At 58.7% G+C, this 19,534-nt stretch carries 18 protein-coding genes; all 18 read right to left on the reverse strand.

Annotated elements, in window-relative coordinates; all coding sequences use genetic code 11:
* On the reverse strand, positions 1-300 hold a 300-nt coding region (locus tag BN1189_RS14115; protein WP_040228954.1), incomplete at its 3' end, for a Maf family protein.
* Positions 301-394: 94 nt separating this feature from the next.
* Entirely contained in the window at positions 395-1,066 is a 672-nt protein-coding gene (locus BN1189_RS14120; RefSeq protein ID WP_040228955.1) for a hypothetical protein, read from the reverse strand.
* A gap of 86 nt (positions 1,067-1,152) precedes the next feature.
* Entirely contained in the window at positions 1,153-1,908 is a 756-nt protein-coding gene (locus tag BN1189_RS14125; protein ID WP_040228956.1) for a prepilin peptidase, read from the reverse strand.
* Entirely contained in the window at positions 1,905-2,588 is a 684-nt protein-coding gene (gene gspM, locus BN1189_RS14130; protein ID WP_052455884.1) for a type II secretion system protein GspM, read from the reverse strand. The genes BN1189_RS14125 and gspM overlap by 4 nt, the downstream gene beginning before the upstream one ends.
* Positions 2,585-3,388 (reverse strand): PilN domain-containing protein, encoded by an 804-nt coding sequence (locus tag BN1189_RS14135; protein ID WP_052455885.1) that lies wholly within the window; start codon positions 3,386-3,388, stop codon positions 2,585-2,587. Before BN1189_RS14135 ends, gspM begins: the two co-directional genes overlap by 4 nt.
* A gap of 2 nt (positions 3,389-3,390) precedes the next feature.
* Complete coding sequence (gene pilM / locus BN1189_RS14140) at positions 3,391-4,308, reverse strand: type IV pilus biogenesis protein PilM (RefSeq protein ID WP_040228957.1); 918 nt, start codon at positions 4,306-4,308, stop codon at positions 3,391-3,393.
* A gap of 26 nt (positions 4,309-4,334) precedes the next feature.
* Entirely contained in the window at positions 4,335-4,799 is a 465-nt protein-coding gene (locus BN1189_RS14145) for a prepilin-type N-terminal cleavage/methylation domain-containing protein (protein WP_052455887.1), read from the reverse strand.
* 130 nt (positions 4,800-4,929) lie between these two features.
* Positions 4,930-6,135 carry a type II secretion system F family protein gene (locus tag BN1189_RS14150; protein ID WP_040228958.1) on the reverse strand — a complete coding sequence of 402 codons (1,206 nt, stop codon included), beginning with the start codon at positions 6,133-6,135 and terminating at the stop codon, positions 4,930-4,932.
* Positions 6,135-7,175 carry a type IV pilus twitching motility protein PilT gene (locus BN1189_RS14155; RefSeq protein ID WP_040229065.1) on the reverse strand — a complete coding sequence of 347 codons (1,041 nt, stop codon included), beginning with the start codon at positions 7,173-7,175 and terminating at the stop codon, positions 6,135-6,137. Before BN1189_RS14155 ends, BN1189_RS14150 begins: the two co-directional genes overlap by 1 nt.
* Positions 7,176-7,187: 12 nt before the next feature.
* Positions 7,188-8,843 (reverse strand): GspE/PulE family protein, encoded by a 1,656-nt coding sequence (locus BN1189_RS14160; protein ID WP_040228959.1) that lies wholly within the window; start codon positions 8,841-8,843, stop codon positions 7,188-7,190.
* A 29-nt stretch (positions 8,844-8,872) separates the two neighbouring features.
* Positions 8,873-10,465 (reverse strand): hypothetical protein, encoded by a 1,593-nt coding sequence (locus BN1189_RS14165; RefSeq protein WP_052455888.1) that lies wholly within the window; start codon positions 10,463-10,465, stop codon positions 8,873-8,875.
* A complete protein-coding gene (locus BN1189_RS14170) occupies positions 10,452-11,381 on the reverse strand; it encodes a hypothetical protein (protein ID WP_040228960.1) in 930 nt (309 codons plus the stop codon). Before BN1189_RS14170 ends, BN1189_RS14165 begins: the two co-directional genes overlap by 14 nt.
* Before the next feature lie 18 nt (positions 11,382-11,399).
* Complete coding sequence (locus BN1189_RS14175; protein ID WP_040228961.1) at positions 11,400-12,812, reverse strand: hypothetical protein; 1,413 nt, start codon at positions 12,810-12,812, stop codon at positions 11,400-11,402.
* Positions 12,784-13,338 carry a PilW family protein gene (locus tag BN1189_RS14180; protein ID WP_040228962.1) on the reverse strand — a complete coding sequence of 185 codons (555 nt, stop codon included), beginning with the start codon at positions 13,336-13,338 and terminating at the stop codon, positions 12,784-12,786. The genes BN1189_RS14175 and BN1189_RS14180 overlap by 29 nt, the downstream gene beginning before the upstream one ends.
* Entirely contained in the window at positions 13,335-13,841 is a 507-nt protein-coding gene (locus tag BN1189_RS14185; RefSeq protein ID WP_040228963.1) for a type IV pilus modification PilV family protein, read from the reverse strand. The genes BN1189_RS14180 and BN1189_RS14185 overlap by 4 nt, the downstream gene beginning before the upstream one ends.
* A 118-nt stretch (positions 13,842-13,959) precedes the next feature.
* Positions 13,960-15,660 carry a GGDEF domain-containing protein gene (locus tag BN1189_RS14190; RefSeq protein ID WP_179860964.1) on the reverse strand — a complete coding sequence of 567 codons (1,701 nt, stop codon included), beginning with the start codon at positions 15,658-15,660 and terminating at the stop codon, positions 13,960-13,962.
* An 18-nt stretch (positions 15,661-15,678) separates the two neighbouring features.
* Positions 15,679-17,376, reverse strand: coding sequence for a GGDEF domain-containing protein (locus BN1189_RS14195; protein ID WP_040228965.1), 1,698 nt, complete (start codon positions 17,374-17,376; stop codon positions 15,679-15,681).
* Between the two features lie 105 nt (positions 17,377-17,481).
* Entirely contained in the window at positions 17,482-19,515 is a 2,034-nt protein-coding gene (locus tag BN1189_RS14200) for a bifunctional folylpolyglutamate synthase/dihydrofolate synthase (RefSeq protein ID WP_441296274.1), read from the reverse strand.
* Positions 19,516-19,534: the final 19 nt, after the last annotated feature.

Consider the following 19,534-nt stretch of genomic DNA (forward strand, 5'->3'; position numbering starts at 1 on the left):
CTCGTTCAGATAGCGGCGGGCCCCCGCCTCCCCGTCCGGCTTCCCGTAGACGGTGCCGTCTCTGTGGACGACCGTGTCGGAGCCGATGACGGCCGCTCCCGGCGCCTTCCCGTGCACGGCATGCGCTTTGAGCGAAGCGAGCCGGACGGCGTAATCGCGCGATGCCTCCCCCGGTTCGATCGGCGGCTCGTCCACGCCCGGCTTGACGACTTCAAAATCGATGCCGGCCAGTTCCAGCAGTTCTTTTCTCCTCGGCGAACCGGACGCGAGCACGACCGGCTTTGACAATCTGAATTTCATCGTTCATTCCCCCTTCATGGCTATGCGTCTATCATAGCCGAGACGGCGGAATCGGGAAAATCGCGACTTTTTGATTTTGAGCCAAAATCCGGGGTCAAAATTCAATTTTGAGGCACCCGGAATTCGGCGCATAATGGTTCAAAAGCTGTAGCCGGATGACCCCCATTTCGTCCGAAATCGCCTCAACGGCGGCGATATTGCGGTCCCAGTCTTTCGGCAGATTCGCCTTTTGGGCGGCATCCTCAAATTTCAAACTTGCAAGTTCCTTCGCGGCGAGCAAAACCGGCAGTTTTCCGTCCCCTTCCGCCGGGCAGGCCGCCGCATCGAGCGTGAACGGCTTGACGAATGTGTCGGCCGTGAGCGCGTCTTTCGCCTCCCCGTCGGTCAGATGCACGGACGACCAGAGATAGAATTTCCCGTCGACCGGGAACACGGCCGCGTTGCGGAGGTTCGTGTCCGCCGCGATGAACGACTGGGCCGATTCGCTCGTCGAGAACAGGCCGTGCTGCACCGCGAAGAACGCCGTCCGCCGGTTGCCCGTCGGTTCGCCGGCGCCGGCCCCTTCCTCCTTCCCCTCCTCCGCCTTCTGTTTGTCCGCCTGCGCATCGACCGGCAAGGCGTCCCCCTCCTCCGCGGCCTGCCCGCCTTTCCCGTCCCCCGACATGACGATGAACCCGAACAGCAGCACCCCGCCGATCCCCATGAGGAAGCCGTGGAACACCGCCATCGCGAGCGCGCCCGTCGTATATTTCTTTTTGAACCGCATGACACCACCCCTTTATAAGCGACATTACCATCCGGCCATTGAAAAAGGACAAGACGTTTGTCGTCTTGTCCTGGAAATTTATCGGGCTAAAAGAACAGGTTTACATACGAGCCGACAATCGCGTCCCCGTACAGGTAGGCGATCGCCGCACCAAGCGCGATCCACGGTCCGAACGGGATCGGCGTCCGCCGTCCCTTCCCCTGGCGCCTTAGATGGATAATGCCGAAAACCGCACCGAGAAGCGCCGCGAAAAACAGGGACAGGAATGAATCGACCGTGCCGAGCACGATGCCGATCGCGACGTACAGCTTGATGTCGCCGCCGCCCATGCCGCCCTTCGACACGATCGCCGTCACTAGCAGCACGCCCGGCAGGACGATCGCCGCCGCGACGCTGTCCCACCAAGGATCAAGCGGGAGAGCGACGCGGAGCACCGCAAGCGGGACGCCGAACAGAAGGAGAAACTTGTCCGGAATGAGCATATAGGCGAGGTCCGACACCGTGATGATGACGAGAAGCGACATGAACAGCAGCGCGACGATCAATTCGCCAGAAAAGCCGAACCGGAGGAAGGAAAGTGCGAACGAAATCCCCGTCAGCAGCTCCATCACCGGGTACACCCATTGGATCTTCGAACCGCACCCCCGACACTTCCCTTTCAGGAAGACGAATGAAAAAAACGGGACGAGGTCGGCCGCCGTCAGACGCCTGCCGCAGTTCGGGCAGTGCGACGGCGGACGGACGATCGACTCGCCCTTCGGCACCCGGAGTCCGACCACGTTGAAGAACGAGCCGAACACGAGTCCGTAAATGAAGAACATCGCCGCCCAGAGCCACGTCATTCCCCGGCCCCCTGTTCCGTATCGTCGTCAAACGGGAACGGATCGTCCTTCAGCGAAGCGGATGGCGCCGGCACTCTCGGCACTTCTCCCTTGAGCGTCTCGAGATCCGGACGGAAGAACGACGAGAACGTCACTTCCAGCTGGACCTGCTCGTCCTCATCGGCTTCTTCCGTCTTTTCCGGCGGGCCGGAGAACGCGACCGAATCGGTCACGGTGATGCGCTCGAGCCGCTCGACTTCTTCGATGAACGAAGCGATCCCTTCGTAGTCCGGCGACAGGATCGATACCGTCGTGAGCAGCTCGCTCACGTTCTCGACGCCCTCCGGCGGATTCTCGATCACCATCTCGCCGGTCGTGAACGCGACGTTCTCGATCTCCGTTCCGGAAATGATCTCCGCCTTGCCGAGCTGGAGGAGCACCATCTCCTCGACCGGCTCGACCGGCACTTTCCGCTGGAGCGGAAGCGAGCTGGCGGGTTCCCGGTCCGTCGCAGCCGCCGCCTGCTGCTGGAGCGTCGACAGCACCTGGCGCTCGGCCTGCAAAGAGTCGCGGGACTGCTGCAGCTGATCGCGCGCCGGCTTAAAGAGAAGGAAGTACGAATACAGCAGGAGCGAAATGAAGAACAAAACCGACAGGACGACGAGGATCGCCTCTTTGCGGTTCATGTTGAATCGGTTCACTGGCCGCCGCCCCCTTCCCCGCCGGACGGTTCATCGGCCGTGTCCGGATCAGCGCCGTCTTCCGGCACGGTGTCCGGATCCGTTTCGGCGTCCGGGTTCTCTTCGTCCACGTTCACATCGACGTCGTTATCGACGTTGACATCGACATCAGTCCCGTCGCCCGTCTCGTCCGGCTCTTCTTCGCCTTCGGCAGGCTCTTCTGCCGTGCCTTCCGCTTCCGCGCGCGGGTCGACAAAGTCGATCACGTAAGTCGCGACGTAGCGCGGGACGAGCGGTTCATCACGGACGACCGGATTCCCTTCTTCGTCGGTCTCTTCCTCGAGCGGGACCGCGGTAACGTCATTTAAAGTGGCGGCCTCCACCATCGTCGCGGCCTTCAGCCGCGCCAGATAGTGCGCGGCCTGTTCATATGTATCGAATTGCACGGACAGATCGGCCGTATGCGGCCCGGTATATGTATAGTCCGTAATGAAGCCACGGAGCGGCAGGAGCGAGACGAGATGGCGGAGCAGCGGAGCCGTCTGGAAACGGTATTCCTCCGCCCAGCCGACCGTCGCTTCGAGCTGCGTCCGGTCTGCCATCGTCTCGGTCCCCGCGATGCGGGACTGGATCTCCTGCTGCTCGGCGCGCATCTCTTCTGCACGGGCATCGACCCGCTGCGCTTCTTCGGCGTCCTTGTTCGCCATGAGGAACAGCGCAAGCCAAAACAGGACGGCCGACAGAAGGATGATGATCGAGACCAGAAGGGCCTTCGATCGCTCCCGGTCCCGCCCGGGCAATAGGTTAATGTCGACGAGCATCGTTACACCTCTTTCAGGGCCAGTCCGATCACCCGGTCAAACCGGGCCGGCAGCTCCCGGCCGTCCGCAGTCTCGACCGGCCGCTTCATGAGCGGCCCGGCCTCGACGCCCATCTGGTCCAGGAACATGGCGGCGAGTTCATCGGATCCTTCGTATTCGCCTGCGATGAACAGGCAGTCGACCGTTTCCTGGCCGTCCATCATGTTGTATGTATAGAAATTGATGAGCTTCCCGATTTCGCGGAACGCCGCGTCGGTCACCCGCTCGGTCCCCTCATCAAATTCAATCGGCCGCATGAACAGCGGCTGGTGACGGTGGAAAATCGACACCGTCAGCTCAGAATCCCGGAAATCCGCGATCAGCACATTGCGGTGCGTGTCGAGATCATGGAGCACGTAAGCGAGGCGGTACAGCGCAAGCGGCGCAATATCGCACTCGACCGGCTTCAGCTTCGCCGTGTCGAGCAGGCCCTCATACTGCCGGATAATCTCTTCTTTCGACGCAATGATGATCGATTCCTTCTCCTCTCTTTCGCTGTCGTACGGAACGACATCGAAAAGCGGGTCATCGAACGGCAGATAAAGAGAAGAGCCGATCTCGATGAAGAAGTAGCCTTTCAGCTCATCTTCAGGGACATCGGCCGGGGTTTCCACTTTTCGGATCATGACATATTGGTCGGGTGCGAGGAACCGGACGCGCTTGCGCCGCAGCCCCCACTCCGCGACCGCCCCTTCCACAACCGCCGCCAGCGCCATTGGATCGGTCACCTTGCCCTCATCCACCAGCCCTTCCGGAACCGGCAGCTCGGCCGCCCGCTCCACGAGGAGGGGATCGGCCGAACGCAGCTCCGCAAAGCGGATGGCATCAGGCTCCAGGGTCATCGATATTACGCGCTGTCTGCGACGGAATGGATTGTTCATGGGGTGTCAGCTCCTATTAAAATTATTTATCCTTGTCCACCAGTTCCTCCACCAGTTTTAGGGATTGTCTTATCACCCTCTGTGCTGCCTTTTTGATCGTCATTATTAATTTGCTCTGCTGTAGCATTGATAGTCACTGTCTTGCTTCCGGAATAATCAATAGCTGTTTTAGTAACTAGTTTACGCGGGCTAGTTTGGGAGACAGTGTCTTCATCACCGATTTTACCCTGGGACTCCAAGTATCCTCCGTCTTTAAGTTGCTTCACTGTTACTATCTCTTTAGAGTTAGTGTCTGAGTAGTAAATCTGGGCCGCATTCAGGACGTTAAGAGCATCTGATTTTACCGCGTTATACCGGCTGTTCTCAATAATATTCCCAATTGCCGGAATGGCAATAGCTGCGATGATGCCGAGGATGACGATGACGGCGAGGAGCTCGATGAGCGTGAGGCCTTTTTCCTCCTTAAGCTTGTTTTTGACGAATTTGATCATAATTGATTCCTCCTTGGAAAATCTTGTAGTATTCTACAACCCTATTATACCAATACCCCAAAATAAGCGATAGATACATAGAAAAATATTTTTACCGGAAGAAGTCATTTGTTACAAGACGGTTACAAGGTCAGCCGACTTGCTCGTACATGCTGAACATCGGCATCATGATGGCGAGGACGATTGTGCCGACGATGATGGCGAGGAAAATCATCATGAGCGGCTCGATGAGTGATTTCAGCCGTTCGGTCGATGCGTCGACTTCCTTTTCATAGAAGTCGGCGACTTTCGCAAGCATCTTGTCGAGCGAGCCGGTCTGCTCGCCGATTGCAATCATATGGGGAATGAGCGGCGGGAACGCCCAGTGGCCGGTCATCGGGCCGGCGATCGAGTTCCCCCGCTGCAGCTCGTCCCGGGATTGCTTGAGAACCCGCTTGATCACTTCGTTGTCGACGACCCGTTCGACCATCGCAATCGCCTGGATGATCGGCACTGAACTTGTAAACAGCGAACTGAGTGTCCGGGTCAGCGTGGCGAGCACCGATTTTTTCATCATGTCGCCGATCAACGGCATCCGGAGGATAAACATGTCCAGCATATATTTCCCCTGTGTGCTCCGGTGCATCAAGTACAGCCCGAGCACAAGCAGCAAAACGATCCCGACGAGGATATACCAGTAGTTCCGCATAAAGTCACTCGCACCAAGGACGAACAGCGTGATTCCCGGCAGCTCGGCGTCCAGGCTTTCGAACATCTCGACGAACATCGGGATGATCGACGTCAGAAGGAAAATGACGACGCCTGTCGCGAGCACAAGCACGACGACCGGATACACCATCGCCGACGTCACTTTCTGGCGGGTCGCAAATGATTTCTCGTAGTGGACCGCAAGCCGGTCGAGCGCGTCGTCGATGTTCCCCGAGGCCTCTCCGGCCGCGATCATGTTCAAGGTGAGTGGTTCAAACGCCTTCGGGTGCTTCGCCATCGAGTCGCTGAGCGAGCCGCCGCCTTTCAGGTCGTCGCCGATTTCGGTGAGGATCCGGCGGAACGGCTTTGATTCGACTTGCTGGGAGAGGATGTTGATCGCGTCGACGATCGTGACGCCCGCCCGCAGCAAGGTCGAGAACTGCTGCAGGAACATGATGAGCTGCGGGCGCTTCACCGGGTTCCCGAACGAGATTTCCTTCGTCAGGGTCGTTTCCGGCAGTTCTTTCATGTCGAGGACGCGGACGCCCTGCTCGCGGAGTTTCAGGACGGCTTCGCGTTTCGTGTCCGCCTGGATTGTTCCGCGCCTCACCCGCTTCCGGTCGCGGCCGTCGTATTGGAAGCGGGGCATCAGTGCTCGTCCCCTTCCAGGTACGGCTTGGCGACGTCGTAGGAGATGACTCCGGAATCGACGAGCTTCTGGATCGACGATTCCATCGTGTGCATGCCCGCCGCCCGGTTCGTCTGGATCGTGCTCGGGATTTGGTGGATCTTCTCGGTCCGGATCAGGTTGCCGATCGCCGGGTTGTTGATCATGATTTCGGTTGCGGCGCGCCGGCCTTTGCCGTCCGCCGTCTTGAACAGCCGCTGTGAAATGACGGCGGTGAGGACGCCGGCGAGCTGGACGCGGATCTGCGTCTGCTGGGTGGGCGGGAACACGTCGATGATCCGGTCGATCGTCGACGCTGCGCTCCACGTGTGGAGCGTGCCGAACACGAGGTGGCCCGTTTCGGCAGCGGTGATCGCGATCGAGATCGTCTCGAGGTCCCGCATCTCCCCGACGAGGATGACGTCCGGGTCCTGCCGGAGAGCTGCGCGGAGGCCGTTCGCGAACGATTCCGTGTCAAAGCCGACTTCGCGCTGGTCGATGATCGAGGCACCGTGGTTATGGACGAATTCGATCGGGTCTTCGAGCGTGATGATGTGCTTTCGTGAGGTTTCATTGATATGGCGGATCATCGCGGCGAGCGTTGTCGACTTCCCAGATCCGGTCGGACCGGTCACGAGGATCATTCCCTGCGGCGTTTCCGCGAGCCGCTTCAGGGTGTCCGGCATGCCGAGCTCCTCGACGCTCATGATCTTCGTCGGGATCGTCCGGAATGCGATCGACACCGAGCCGCGCTGGTGGTAGGCGTTCACCCGGAACCGGGAGACGCCGGGCACGGAATAGGAAAAGTCGAGCTCGCCGTGCTTGAGGAAATCGTCATAGAGTTTTTCCGGGATGACCGTCTTCGCCACGTCCGCGGTGAACTGCGGCGTGTTCGGCTCTTTCCCGTACCGCTTCAGGTCTCCGTGGATCCGGAAGACGGGCGGCACCCCGACCGTCAAGTGAACGTCGGATGCCTTCAGCTGGAACGCCGCGGAGAGCAGCGCATCGATCGTCTGTTTCATCGAAATCACACCTTAGTCGAGCATTGCGACCCGGAACACTTCCTCCGTCGTCGTAATGCCTTGTTTTACTTTCAGGAGTCCGTCGTCGAGAAGGAAAATCGTCTTATTCCGGATGGCGATTTCACGGAGTTTGGCCACGCTTTCCCCGCGGTTGACCGCACTCCGCATCGCCTCGTCCATGATGAGCACTTCGTGGATCGCGATCCGTCCGCGGTAGCCGGTCATGTTGCAGGACGGGCAGCCTTTGCCGCGCATGACGTGATCGATCTTGATGCCGCGCTTTGCGGCGATCTCCATTTCCCGTTCGGTTGCCGGTTCTTCAACCTTGCAATCGCGGCACACCCGGCGGAGAAGCCGCTGGGCGACGACCGCGTTGAGCGAAGCCGTCACGAGGAACGGTTCCACGCCCATGTCGAGCAGCCGCGTGATCGTGGCGATTGAGTCATTCGTGTGGATCGTGCTGAGGACGACGTGGCCGGTGAGGGACGCCCGAACGGCGATCTCTGCCGTCTCGACGTCCCGGATCTCCCCGACCATGACGATGTCCGGGTCCTGCCGGAGGATCGACCGGAGCCCGGCCGCGAATGTCATGCCGACGTTCGCGTTCACCTGGACCTGGTTGATGCCTTCGAGCTGGTACTCGACCGGATCCTCGACGGTCACGATGTTCACTTCTTCACGGTTCAGCTTGTTGAGCGCCGCGTAGAGCGTCGACGACTTCCCGGAACCGGTCGGGCCGGAGATGAGCACGATGCCGCTCGGCTTCGTGATCTCCTGCATGAACCGCTCCAGGTTGATGCGGTTGAATCCGAGATGCGTCAGGTCGGAGAGCGTGCTGCTCAGGTCGAGGATCCGCATGACGATCTTCTCTCCGTACACGGTCGGCAACGTCGACACCCGGAGGTCGATCGGACGGAAGTCGACGTTCGTCTTGATCCGCCCGTCTTGCGGCACCCGGTGTTCGGTGATGTCGAGGTCTGACATGATCTTGATCCGCGCGTTGATCATCGGCTGCATATGCTTTGGCAACACACGTTCGTCGTGAAGCATGCCGTCGATCCGGAACCGGATGAGCAGCTGGTGCTCACGCGGGTCGATGTGGATGTCCGACGCCTTCTGGACGACCGCCGCCGAGAGGATCTGGTTGACGAGCCGCACGACCGGCGAGTCGAGGTCGGTCAGGTTCTCCTCCTCTTCCCGCTGGAGCTTTTCTGTTTCCAGGAACAGCTCGTCAAACGACTCTTCATAATACTTGGCGATCGTCCTCATGACGTCGTCTTTGGAAGCGATGACCGGCTCGATCTGGAAGCCGGTCGAAAGCCGCAAATCTTCGATGGCGATGTAATCCATCGGGTCGACCATCGCGACGAACAGCTTGTCCCCTTCTGTCTTCAGCGGGACGATGAGGTTCCGCTTCGCGTACTCTTTTGAAACGAGCGAGAAGATCTGCGGTTCGAACGGGTACCGATACAAGTTGACGTGCGGAATGCCGAGCTGGATTTCCAGCGTTTCGACAAGCTGCTGTTCCGTGATGAGTCCGCGCTGAAGGAGTGCATCGCCGAGCCGCTGATCCTTGATTTTGTCTTTCATCGTCTCTTCCAGCTGTTCGGGGGTGATCAGTCCCGACTCGATCAGGATGTCCCCGAGCCGCTTTCGTGTCTGGACCATGTCCTCACCTTCCTATGGCCGGCAGCCCGTCACGGCGTGATCGGGTTGCCGCCTTTGTCGTATTCGATTTCACCGTCTCCAGAGCCGGAGCCGTTGTTGCCGCTGCCCGCGCCGTTGCCGCCGGTGCCGGAGTTTCCGCCGGAACCGCTGCCCGAACCGGATCCTGAGCCATTGCCGTTTCCGGACCCGCTACCGGATCCCGAGCCGGTGTTGCTGCCGGAGCCGTTTCCGGACCCGGAACCATTCCCCGAGCCGGAGCCGCCAGAACCACTTCCGGAATTGTTGCCGGAACCGGAACCGCTGCCGGAGTTATTGCCGGGGCTGCTGTTGTTGCCCGAGCCCTGGTTGTCGCCGGATCCGCTGCCAGAACCGGATCCGCCCGTATTGCCGGAGTTATTGCCGCCGGAACCTGAAGCATCTCCGGTTCCGGCCGTTCCCGTCCCGTCGCCCGGGTCGTCCGGCTGTTCTTCCGGCTTCAGCCGGTGCACTTCGATGCGGTGGACCGGCGGGTAGAAGTCGGTCGACACTTCTTCGAGCCGCTCCTCGATCGGTCCGTTGTACACATGTTTCAGGACCGTCGCACGGACGCCGTCCTGCCCGGCTTCTTCGATTCTCGGAGCGACGGATCGGACGTTTTCGCTGAACTGCTTGATCGTCCGGGGTTCGTATGTTTCCATGCCCGTGATGCTCGTCGTGTATTCATAGAAGAACGGAAGGCCTTCGAGCGAAAGCGTCGCCGCGTCGCCGATCGCCTCGGTGCTGATTGTAAAGGATGTGCCGTTCGGGTTCGTCAGCATGAAGTCGGTTTTCGTGAACGGATCGATCGCCGCCTCGTAGCCGACCGGGATTCCTTCCGGCAGCCGGTCGCTGATCGAACGCTCGTCGACGATGAAGTTCGTCTGGAGAACCGCCGCATACAGGAGCGAAGCCAGTCGGGTCATCTCGTCTTTCGTCAGGGAGCCGGCGTGCGCATCCTCCATCATCTGGAGGAATGAAACCGAAGTCCCCGCCTCGATCCGGTAGCCGTTGATCGCGGCAAGCCCGATCTGCAGGCCTTCCGTGACCGGGATGCCGGTGAACGTCGCCGTCGCTGCGGCCGCTTCGTCTTCTTTCCGCGTGGCGTCGAGGAAATCGGTGATCTGGATATTTGCCGGCATCGTGCCGTTGCGGAGACGCCGCTCGATTCCGTCCGTGATCGACTTCACTTCATCGTCGGTAAACGCGACCATGCCGAAATTTTGGTCGAGCAGCGTCCGGATCGCTTCCTCGTGCACATGGACGATGAGAGGGTTCTCCTCGCCGGTATTCGCCCCCTGGATCGTCTGCTGGACGTCATACTGGACGGCTTCGGGCGGCAGCTTGAACGAAGCGTCCTGGTAATAGACGTCCACGTCAAACCGCCCCTCAAGATCGGTCACTCCTTCGCTCAGCACTTTCGTCGTCTGGGCTTCCTTGAAATCCGAAACATCGTACGGTCCGATATATGTATTGTCCCCGAAGTCCTTCGAAGGGAACAGCCAATTCCCGGCGAGCAGGGAGCCGCCGGATGCAAACAGATAGAAGAAAACAGTTGAAATGAGGACCCCGAGGAAGACGGTCAACGTACGTTTATTGTTTTCCATCCTCTTCCTCCTCTACGATAAAGTCGTCATCATCCAGCAGATCGAACGGGTTGGAATCAGGGAGTTCGTCTTCCGCCGCTTCCTCGGCCGGGACGTCCTCCGGCTCAGGGCGGCTGGAAAGCCAGGCCTCGAGTTCATTGTCGTCCAGCAGGTCATCTGCCGGTTCGTCTGGGGGCTGCACATTCGGTTCACCGGGTGTTGTTGTAAAGCTCGCCGGATCAATGAAATCATCGTCCTCCAGCATGGCGGGATCGTCGTCCGGGTCGATGTCCGGCTTTGTAAACTCGGGCATGTCCTGCTTGCCGATCACATCAAGCCCGTGGTCATTGAAGCCGGACGGCTCAATATCGAGCTCCGCATCGACGACTTCCGCTGGATCCGCGTCTTCCGGCTTTTCGCCGAAATCCGGAGGTCGGACAATGTCCGCGGTTCCCGGCAGGACGATCTCTTCCATGCCGGGGATGTCGTCCACCTGCAGTTGCGTCGGCTCCGCGGCTGTGTCACCCGCTTCCGGGCCGGCGTCAATTGGCTCGATCGTGCCTTCATCTTCATTCAGGATCGCGGCGCGCACCTCGGCCGGCGTGATGACCGGCACTTCGTCTTCATCCGCCGCAGCTTCGGGCTCTCCGCCGAGGCGGATCGGTTCGCGGATCACTTCATCGACCCCCTCGGCCACGGCCGCGTCGCCCATCCGCTTGTCGATCAGGACACCGGCCGCAAACGCGAGCCCGATCATCGCCAGTACCGCATAATAAAAGGCGAAATGCTCCTGCAGATAAACCCCCGCCAGTGCGATGAAGAACCCCGCCGCCGCCATGACGGCGACCGACTTCCCGGCCTTGCCCTTCGTCATGAGGTAGTAAATGACCGGAAACACAATCACCGCTCCGATCACAAGAAAAATATAGTCCAGCATGGCGGGCCTCCTTTCGGTTTACTCATAATTGATTTCGATGTCGTAATCCGTCAGCAGATTCGGAAACAGTACAGGCGTCTTTACAGTCGTAGATTCAGAATCGCCTGTGTTGATCCTGACACCGCAAGATTCCAAAAAACTGCGTGTATCATTTGTGTATTTGACATTGGCGTTACCGGCCGGGAGCGGCGATTGGCTTGTGAAAATATAGATCATTCCGGACCCCTTGTAGTTCAGGTCGCTTTTGCTGTTTCTCAAGCTGTTGAGACTCAGCAGCGTAGAGCTGATATCCAAGTTCTCTTTATTCAGGCAAAATCGTGATCCGCTATTGATCGTTAATTTGTCCGGTGCAAATCTAGGTCTTTTTGCATTTCCGATCAAAACAAAGGTGCTGTTGCTCAGGTCTTGGTTGTTCTGGAAAGTGATCAGCTCTGCCATCATAAAGTGCCTTGAGCTGTTGTTCAGATTTTTCAGCGCCAGTAAGCCCTCATAATACATCGTCATATTCGTCGAGTTGTTCAAGTTCGGCTCGTTCTCGATCACGCCATTTGGAATATAAAGAGGAATGCCGTAACCGTTGAATTTGTTCAGCTGGTTTTCAACCGCATTTACTTTCACATAGAAATCCGACGAAACGCCGAGACGGCTGATGTGATATAAGTAAGAAGAAGTCAGCGTGCCTTTGTACTCGCAAGAAGGCATGTTCTTCACCGGTGTGGATGGACAGGCAGGAAGAGTCTCGTGTTTGAGCTGAGGGAAAAACTGGACCAGGTCTTTCGGTGGTGTTGTCTGAGTCACCGTAATCTCATCAGGATCCTTTCTGTTCAAAAATTTAGGATCAGGAATGGCGATTTTCCCTGCCAGTTCTTCGTTCCTCTCTGAAGTTGTCCCTCTTACCCTAAACTCAATTGACTTATCCTTGACCTGATAGCTGATGACTTCATATAGCACATCTTCAGTCACATCTTTGTGACTATTGAATTTTAAAGCTGAACGATTTTTTCTAACATCCTCCGCCAAGACGCCGACTCTCTCGGTGAACTTCCTCTTTTGTTCTTTATTCAGTTCTTCGTAATTGCAATCCACCCATTGTTGGAGATCGGAGATTGTGGAGCAGGCCTGATAAACCGGTTTCTGATGGGGATACAGTCTTGCCTCGGCTTTAATTTTCTCCGATTTCTCCTGCCCCTCAAGGACCAGCTCGTCATAAATGTCGTCGATCGCTTCTTGCGTGAACGTTACCGTGTATTCCACGCCCATCTCCGCAGCGGCAACCGCCTGGTTACCGGACTCCACTGTCCTTTCTTGGCGGGAATGGTTCATCGAAGTGGCGATGAACACGGCTGAAAATGAAAGCAGTAGAGTGATGATCAGTAAAACCAGGACAAGCGTATATCCCTCTTCACTCGGAAACCTCTGTTTCCTTCCCATCGTCCTCCACCTCCTTGAACCGGGTGAGCGTCGTTTCTTCTGTAAATTCTTTGCCGTCATCGGAGAGCAACTGGATTGAAATCCTTAAATCCTCTCTTCTCGGGTCCACTTTTTCAATCGGCGCACACTCTGTAAGTTCACCAGGGGCGTTAGCTTCTTCTTCAAACAATGGAAGGCGGCAGACTTTAACTTCGGCTCCTGAATAGATTTCAGTCGGCTGTTTTGCTCCGTCTCCACATGGGGCTTTGCTGGATACCTTGCCATCTTTTCTTGGGTTCACGGAAAGTTCCAAACGATTACCCGAGGCCTGCAATGAATAGCATTCCCCCGTCCGGTGCTCCTGCGTCAGTTTGGTGATGATCAGATTCATGTCCTGCTGCAGATGAACATCCCGGGTCGCAACCGAATTGAATTTCGAACCGATCGAAAATAGGGTCATGATGATGGCGACCACCATTCCGACAAGGGCAAGCACTGCAATCAATTCGACGAGCGTCATTCCTTTTTCATTAGTCGCCCGCTTCATAATCTAAATACCTCTCTAACTTTCAGGTAGCCGTAGGTTTCCGACATGTTGTGACTTCCTTCGCGTTCAGAGACCATTAAATGCACTTTATGCAGTTGATAATCGTCGAATTGCTCATCTTCATCCGGCGGAGAAATGATTGCTTCCACAAACTCTCCGCTCTTTAATCCATAGGTGAGAACGGCAATGCCTCCGGTTCCCCCTCGCACGTTCACCATGTCTGCATTGGGATTTACAGCTTCGAAATTTTCCGCGAGTCTTTTAGCGAATGTAACCAAATCCTCATTTTGCAATTTCTCGGCATCCAAACTTTTGAACAGAGCCATCTCTTCCCTGGCAATGTTCATTGCATCGAGCTTCACGTCGGTGCGTTCATTGAAGAGGGTCATCTGCGGAAAGATCGACATGACGCCGATGAAGACGATGCCGATAATTACGAGAGTAGCCAGGATTTCGACAAGCGTCAGTCCGTTTTCTTCATTGAAGACCGGCCTATTCCGCATGCACTCCACCCCGTTTCTCTTAATCTCTCTTCATTATCATTCATTCGACATCGTTTGTCATTTTCCTTTTCCCTAATTTTCCGCCGGGCACACCAAAAAGCCGGAACGGGGCCGGGTGTCAGTAGACACCCACCCGGTTCCGGCCTGCCTGTTTGCCTCCGACGTAGAGGGCGCGATCGGCGTTTCTGAGAAGTCCCATCGGTTCGTCGGAGTCATCCGGCGCGGTGGCGACCCCGATGCTGACGGTAATGCTGACGAATGCCGGCTCCCGCACCGCTCCAAGGTCCGGCCTAATCTCGAAGACCGATTGTTCGATGTACTTCCGGAGATGTTCGGCGAATTCTTCCGCCTCCTCTTTCAGCCAGCCGGGCAGGAGGATGACGAATTCTTCGCCGCCGAACCGGGCGACTCTCCCCTTCCCGGCAGATTCCCTCTGCAGGATCGAGGCGAGCGACTTCAGGATGTCGTTGCCGCTCTGGTGGCCGTATGTATCGTTCAGTTTCTTGAAGTGGTCGATGTCAAGGATGAGGAGCGACAGCCGGCTGATCGCGCCGCCCTTCACGTTCGCCATCGTGTAATCCAGTTCTTTTTCAAACCAGCGGAAGTTATAGAGCCCGGTGAGCGGGCACCGTTCGCTTTCCGTCAGGGCGGTTTCATGGATCCGCGCTTTTTCGAGCGAGACGCGGAAGTGGGTGCAGATCAGCTCAAGCATCGGCATGTCTTCGCGGTCGAACGCGTGGCGGCGGTGGGAGCCGACGATGACCCAGCCGGTCTGCCCCCCTTCGCGCCGGAGCGGGGCGGTCATGACGCTCTCCGTCCCTTCCGGCATGTTGACGGGCAGGTGGCGCTTCCATTCATTCGCCGTGCTGTACTGGCGTACGTTCGACCGGTCGAGGCCGCTCCCCCTGACCCCGTCCCGGCTGAAGGAGAACAGGCGGGGCACGGTCGTGTACCGGCCTTCCTCCCAGGCGCTTACCGGGACGAGCCGGCCTTCCGCGGATTCGATGACGTAGACGGCGTCGGCCTCTTCCATCTCCTGAAGCCTCCTCGTGAACAGTTCCGTGAGTTCACTGTAGGACAGGCGGTCGGCGAGTTCATATCCGATCTCCGAGGCTTTGCCGAGCCGCCGGTTGACCGATTCGGTCGAGTTGTAGCGGGCGGCGAACACGAGGGCGATGAAAAACGGGACGGCAATCGGCAGCAGGCCCGCCGTCCCGAAGTTCATCTCGAGGAAATAAGCGGCGATGCCAAACGGGAAAATGACCGAAAGCGATCCGAGGTCCCACAGCGTCTCGACCGACCTGAACCGGTACGGACGGCCGGAAAGGCGCGAATCGACGAACAGGCACAGATGATTGACGAGCATATAAGTGAGCGCGTAGACAGCGCCGAATACGATGACGCTCTCCGGCTCCAGCATCCCCGTTCTCCCGCCCGCGAGGAAAAAGGCCCCCGCGGCCGCCACCGAACTGACGAAGAAGATGAGCGAGTTCAGGGTGAACCGGTGGAAAACGGGCATCGGGCTTCCGACGGAGAGCACTGTGATCAGCGTGATCAGCTGGGAAACGGCGATTTCCGGTCCGAGCCCGAACTGGAGGAAAATCGGAATGAGCAGCCATTCCTGGAACGTGACCGTAATATTCTTGAAGCTGATCGGATAGAAGGCGGTGATGACTGCTAGCAGGGCGAGACTGAAGAAAGTCGGCCACGCGTCCGCCGTCACGCCAAAGCCGTCTCTGACGATCAAGGCATAGCCTGCCGGGACGACGGCCGCCCAGACAATAGGCAGCAGGATCCGCTCTTTTTTACTGATTCCCACGTGGACGCCCCCCTTCATTCAGCCGGTGTACGCGGCCACCTTGTTCCGTCCCTCTTGCTTGGCGCCGGTGTAGAGCGCGCGGTCGGCATTGCGGATGAGCGACATGGCGTCATCCCCGTCGTCGGGCACTGTCGAGACGCCGATGCTCACGGTCACCGGCACCGGAGCGGCGGGACCGCTTTCGGAATCCACTGTGAACCGATGGGCGCCGACCGCCTGGCGGATGAGTTCCGCGTGACTGAGCGCCGCGTCTTTTCCGGTCTCTGGCATGATCGCGACGAATTCCTCTCCGCCGTACCGGGCGACAATCCAGCTTTCGTCCGCCGTCTTTTGGAGCAGATCGGCAAATTCCACGAGGATTTCATTGCCCGCCTGATGGCCGAACCGGTCGTTCACCCCTTTGAAATGGTCGATGTCGATCATGAGGAGCGACAGTCCGCCGAGTTCACCGGAGTTCACCCGCTCGACCTGCTGGCGGAGTGTGTTTTCCATATAGCGGTAGTTGTACAGCCCGGTCAGGCCGCAGCGCTCGCTTTCGCTCACCGTCTGCTGGAAGTGGCGCGCTTTGTCGAGGGCGACCGCGAGGTAGGAGCCGAGCAGTTCCAGGATCCGGAGCTGATATTCTTCGTAGGCGTTCTCGCTCTTCGACATGATGCCGAGGATGCCTTCGATTTTCTTGTTCCGGACGATGTGCACGCCGATCAGGCTTTCCGCCTCAGCCGGGTAATAGTCGTTCGCATAGCTTACCCATTCGGATTGACTGCCGAACATGCGCCCCTTTTCGGACCGGTAGATCATCCCGCCGATCCCTTCCTCCGGCTTGCTCTTCGTCAGGCGGATGTCGGCGAATTCGCCTTCTTCCATGATTTTGAGCGGCTCGATCCGGTCGTTCCGGATATCAAAAATATACAGATAATCAACCGGCAGAAGCGTGGCGACCCGCTCCGTGAACAGGTTGAGCACTTCCGGCTGGGTGAGCTTTCCGGACAGCTCATGCCCGAGGCTGACCGTTTTCATGAGCACATCATTCACACGTTCCGATGCATCGTACAGCCGCACGAGCAAGGTCACGGTGAAAAACGGGAGAGCGAGGAGCGGCAGGCTCCAGTAGCCGATCAGGCCGTAGAGAAAATAAAACGCCAACGCATACGGAAAGACGATCAGCGCGGTCAAGGTGTCCTGCCGGCTGATCCGCGACCAGAACGGGGTCGGGACGCCGGCCAGGAATTGATACACGTACAGGAACAGCGTGTTCCCTCCCGCATGGACCGTCATGTAGGCGGCCGCGGGAACGACGAGCGTCATGATTCCGTCCGCTCCGTGTTCACCTCCCGTCAGTCCGAATGCCGTCGCAGACAAGACCGACAAGATGAAGAACATGAGCGAGTTGAAGAAAAACCGGTGGACGGGATCCGGCGCATGGCGGTTCAGCGGAATGGCCGCGAGTAAAGCCAGCTGCATGACGGCCGCTTCCGCCAGCACGCCGTAGCGGAGAAACACGGGGATCGTGAGCCATCCGACGAGCAGGAGCGGCACGCCGTTCCGGATGACCGGGAAAAAGACGGCGGCCATCGCCAGCAGGACGACCGGGCCGAACAGCTGCAGATCCGGCGATTCCACCGGGCGGTTCAGGGCGAGCCAGACGAAGCCCGCCGGTACAATGAGAAGCCAGATGAAGAATGTGACTGCCTTCAGTCTCGTTTTCCGGTCATCCATCCGACTTCCCCTCCCGCTTTACGAAATGAACGAAAATTGCACCAACTATTATTCAACTCTACCAAAATTATCTGATTCTGTCTTGCACGATTCTGCTTTATTCATTTAATTATTCAGCAAGGAAGGGCGTATTTCCGACAGGAGATAAAGCGAGCCGGTGATGACGGCCGGGGCCCCCCCGTGATCCCAGCGGCCGTGCTGCACGTCGGCGAGCGTCAGCCGGCGGGACGGGATCGACGCGGCCGCCTGGAGCCGTTCCGCCGATGCCGCCTCTTTATGCGGGAATGAAACGAATGTGAGCGTCTCGGCGAGCGGCTCCAGGATCCGGATGACTTCTCCGTAGTCTTTCCTCGCGAGCATGCCGATCAGGAAGTGCACTTTCGCCTGCGGGCCGAAATGTTCCTTGATCGTCTCGGCGAGTGCGGCTGCGGCCGCCGGGTTGTGTGCGCCGTCGAGGAACACGCCCGGCCGGATCTGCTCGAATCGGCCGGGGACCGATGCCTGCCGCGCGCCTTTTCGGACGGCTTCTTCTTGCAGCGGGATGCCGGCCGCGAGCAGCGTCTCGAGCGCGAGCGCCAGATTGATCCGCTGGTGCGGGCCGGGAAGTCCGGATTTCAAATCGCTGAATGTCCGGCTGTTTTGGAAAGTGTTGCCGGTGAGCGTGAAGTCCTGCCCGAAGATCCGGAGCGGGGCACCGGTTTTGCCGGCTGTCCGTTCCACTTCCCTCATGGCTTCTTCCGGCAGCGGGCCGATGATCCCCGGGACGCCCGGTTTCAGGATGCCGGCCTTGTGTGAGGCGATCTCCCGCAGCGTGTTTCCGAGGAAGCCGGTGTGGTCGAGCGCGACGGACGTGATGACGGACGCCGCCGGGATGTTCACGTTCGTGCTGTCGAGCCGGCCGCCCATCCCCGCTTCAAGGAGGACGAGGTCCGGACGGGCTTCAAGGAACACGAGGAACGCCGCCGTCGTCAGGAGCTCGAAATCGGTCAGCTTCCCGGAAAGGCCCGCTTTTTTTATTCTCCCGAAAGCATCGTCCAGCATCTCCGGCGTGACCGGTTCCCCGCAGATTTTGATCTGATCGTGGATATCCGTAATGGCGGGAGNCGTCAGCCGGCGGGACGGGATCGACGCGGCCGCCTGGAGCCGTTCCGCCGATGCCGCCTCTTTATGCGGGAATGAAACGAATGTGAGCGTCTCGGCGAGCGGCTCCAGGATCCGGATGACTTCTCCGTAGTCTTTCCTCGCGAGCATGCCGATCAGGAAGTGCACTTTCGCCTGCGGGCCGAAATGTTCCTTGATCGTCTCGGCGAGTGCGGCTGCGGCCGCCGGGTTGTGTGCGCCGTCGAGGAACACGCCCGGCCGGATCTGCTCGAATCGGCCGGGGACCGATGCCTGCCGCGCGCCTTTTCGGACGGCTTCTTCTTGCAGCGGGATGCCGGCCGCGAGCAGCGTCTCGAGCGCGAGCGCCAGATTGATCCGCTGGTGCGGGCCGGGAAGTCCGGATTTCAAATCGCTGAATGTCCGGCTGTTTTGGAAAGTGTTGCCGGTGAGCGTGAAGTCCTGCCCGAAGATCCGGAGCGGGGCACCGGTTTTGCCGGCTGTCCGTTCCACTTCCCTCATGGCTTCTTCCGGCAGCGGGCCGATGATCCCCGGGACGCCCGGTTTCAGGATGCCGGCCTTGTGTGAGGCGATCTCCCGCAGCGTGTTTCCGAGGAAGCCGGTGTGGTCGAGCGCGACGGACGTGATGACGGACGCCGCCGGGATGTTCACGTTCGTGCTGTCGAGCCGGCCGCCCATCCCCGCTTCAAGGAGGACGAGGTCCGGACGGGCTTCAAGGAACACGAGGAACGCCGCCGTCGTCAGGAGCTCGAAATCGGTCAGCTTCCCGGAAAGGCCCGCTTTTTTTATTCTCCCGAAAGCATCGTCCAGCATCTCCGGCGTGACCGGTTCCCCGCAGATTTTGATCTGATCGTGGATATCCGTAATGGCGGGAGAAGTGAATGAAGCCGTCCGGAGACCATGCGAAGCGGCGATCGCCTCCATGAACGCGACCGTCGATCCTTTGCCGTTCGTCCCGGCGACGTGGATGAACCGGAGGCCGTTTTGCGGATGGCCGAGCGTTTCCACTGCCTCTTCCATCGCTTTCAGGCCCGGCCGG

The organism is Bhargavaea cecembensis (assembly GCF_000826125.2).
GTDB lineage: Bacteria > Bacillota > Bacilli > Bacillales_A > Planococcaceae > Bhargavaea > Bhargavaea cecembensis_B.